At 75.6% G+C, this 2,311-nt stretch carries 3 protein-coding genes; 1 reads left to right on the top strand and 2 read right to left on the bottom strand.

Features of this window, described 5'->3' with window-relative positions:
- Positions 1-10 precede the first annotated feature (10 nt).
- The gene (locus FOE67_RS23085; protein ID WP_323385342.1) at positions 11-961 is read left to right on the top strand and encodes an endonuclease/exonuclease/phosphatase family protein; all 951 of its coding nucleotides are present in this window, start codon (positions 11-13) and stop codon (positions 959-961) included.
- A 36-nt stretch (positions 962-997) separates the two neighbouring features.
- Here the strand turns inward: FOE67_RS23085 and FOE67_RS23080 are convergent, their stop codons facing one another.
- Positions 998-1,372, bottom strand: a complete 375-nt coding sequence (locus FOE67_RS23080) for a hypothetical protein (protein WP_182666771.1) — start codon at positions 1,370-1,372, stop codon at positions 998-1,000.
- A 97-nt stretch (positions 1,373-1,469) separates the two neighbouring features.
- Positions 1,470-2,311 (bottom strand): NAD(P)-dependent oxidoreductase (locus tag FOE67_RS23075; RefSeq protein WP_182666770.1); only part of this gene is annotated, 842 nt, incomplete at its 5' end.

Below are 2,311 nucleotides of genomic sequence, written 5' to 3'. Positions count from 1 at the left end.
GCCGCACCCCCTGCTCCCCCGCACCCGGACGGACCGCGCCGTCGTCGCGCTCGCCCTGCTCACGGCTCTGCTCATGGCCTTCCCCGGCATCGTCCCCAACAGCCCGGGGCGACTCGGCAGCCTGCTGGAGTCCTTCCGTCCCTGGCCGGGCGCGGTGATTCCCCTCCTGGCGCTCGTCGCGCTGCTGCGACGCTCGGTCGGCGCCCCGGTCGTCCTCCTCGTCCCCACGGGCGTCTGGCTGCTCCTGTACGGAGCCGCCCTGACCACCCCCGATCCCCACGCGGTCCCCGAAACCGGCTACGCCGTCGTCCAGCACAACGTGGGCGACGACAACACCGACCCCGCCGGCACCGCCCGGCTCCTCGCCGACAGCGGGGTGGACCTCGTCGGCCTCCAGGAGATCACCCCCGAGCTCCTGCCCGTCTTCTCCGCGACCCTCGACCCCGAGTACCCGCACCACGTGGTCTCGGGCACCCTCGTCCTGTGGTCCCGGCACCCCCTGGACGAGGTGCGGAACATCCACGTCCGACCGGCGGCACTCGGCCCGGAGTGGACCCGCGGCATGCTGCGCGCCCGCGCCCGCACCCCGGACGGCGACCTCGCCGTGTACGTCGCCCACCTCCCCTCGGTGCGGGTGGGCCCCACCGGCTTCACCACCGATCTCCGCGACGAGGCCGCCCGGGCCGCCGGTGAGGCGCTGGCCACCGAACCGCTGGAGCGCGTCGTGCTCCTCGGCGACCTCAACGGCACCGTCGACGACCGGGGCCTGTCCCCCGTCACCGACCGGATGGACTCCACCGGCGGCCCCCTGCGCTTCTCCTGGCCCGAGCCCTTCCCCGTCGCCCGCATCGACCACGTGATGACCCGGGGCCTGGAGATCGAGCGCCTGCTGGTGATGCCCGCCACCGGCAGCGACCACCTCCCCGTCCACGCGCACCTGGTGCCGCCGCCCGGCGGGTGAGCCCCACCGGGCGCCCCGTCGCTCGCCCGACCGCCCCTACCAGTCCCGCCAGGCGTCGGTCAGCTCCCACCGGCCGATCCCCGCCCGGGCGGCCAGGGCGTCGAGATCCACGCCGTGCGCGGTGAGCACGGCGTCGATGTGGTCGCACAACTCCTCGCGCTCGATCGTCTCGATGAACCCGTACCGCTCGTCCAGGTCGTTCAGCGCCGTCACCACCCCCTCGATCCGCGCCATCACCTCGATGTCGCGGGGCGCACCGCCCAGCGCGGCCACGTCGGCGGCGTAGGCGTCGAGAGCGGCGTCCACCGCTCCCAGCAGGTCGGGCGGGTACCGCTCCGGGTACTCCACGGCCCGCTCCCGCCATCCCGCCGTCGGACGCACCGGCGCTCCGGGCTCCCTCGTGATCCCCATGGCCGGAACGGTAGACCCCGCCACCGACAATCCCGCCCCCGGCGCCCGCGGTCACCCACAGCCTGTGGACAACCTCGCGGCGCCGGGCCCGGACGGCTCAGTAGCCGAGGGCGGGATCGACCCGCCCCTCCAACTCCCGGCCGGCCCGCAGGTTCGCCACGTTGCGGGCCACCCGCCCGCACAGCACCCGGGTCGCGAACTCGGCGGAGTCCGCGCAGTGCGAGGTGATCAGCACCCGCGGATCCGACCACAGGGGATGTCCCTCCGGCAGCGGCTCCGGATCGGTCACGTCCAGACCAGCCGCCGCCAGGCCGTCCCGACGCAGCTCCGCCACCAGCGCGTCGGTGTCCACGTGCGCGCCCCGGGCCACGTTCACCAGCACCGCGTGCGAGGGCAGCGCGGCCAACTCGCGCGCCCCGATCAGCTGCCGGCTCCCCGGGGTCAGCGCCAGGGCGAGCACCAGCACGTCGGTGTCCGGCAGCACCTCCGGCAGGGCGGGGACCGGCAGCGTCCGCGCCGCCCCCGCCACCGGCTCCCCGGCCGACCGGCGCACCACCCGCACCTCGCACCCGAAGGGCGCGAGCAGCCGCACCAGCTCCCGCGCCGTGCCGCCCGCCCCCACCACCGTCACCCGCCGCCGGAACAGCGAAGCCGGGTCGATGGAGTGCCAGCGCGGCGTGCGGGCCTGCACGGCCAGGCTCCGCAGACAGGCCAGGGCGAGGGTCAGGGCGTGCTCGGCCACCTGCTCGGCGAACAGCCCCTTGGCACTGGTGAAGACGATGGGACGGTCGGTGACGCCGTTCGCCACCAGCTTCTCCACCCCCGCCCACGGGAACTGCACCCACCCGATGCCCGGATGCGCGTCCAGCAGCCGGTTGAGGGCGTCCGCGTCGGCCGGTGTCAGCCACACCAGGCCGGCCGCCTCCCCCGGCCCGACGA

This window comes from Streptomyces calidiresistens, from assembly GCF_014141525.1.
GTDB classification, from domain to species: domain Bacteria; phylum Actinomycetota; class Actinomycetes; order Streptomycetales; family Streptomycetaceae; genus Streptomyces; species Streptomyces calidiresistens.
This window is presented reverse-complemented; position numbering and strand designations above follow the sequence as displayed.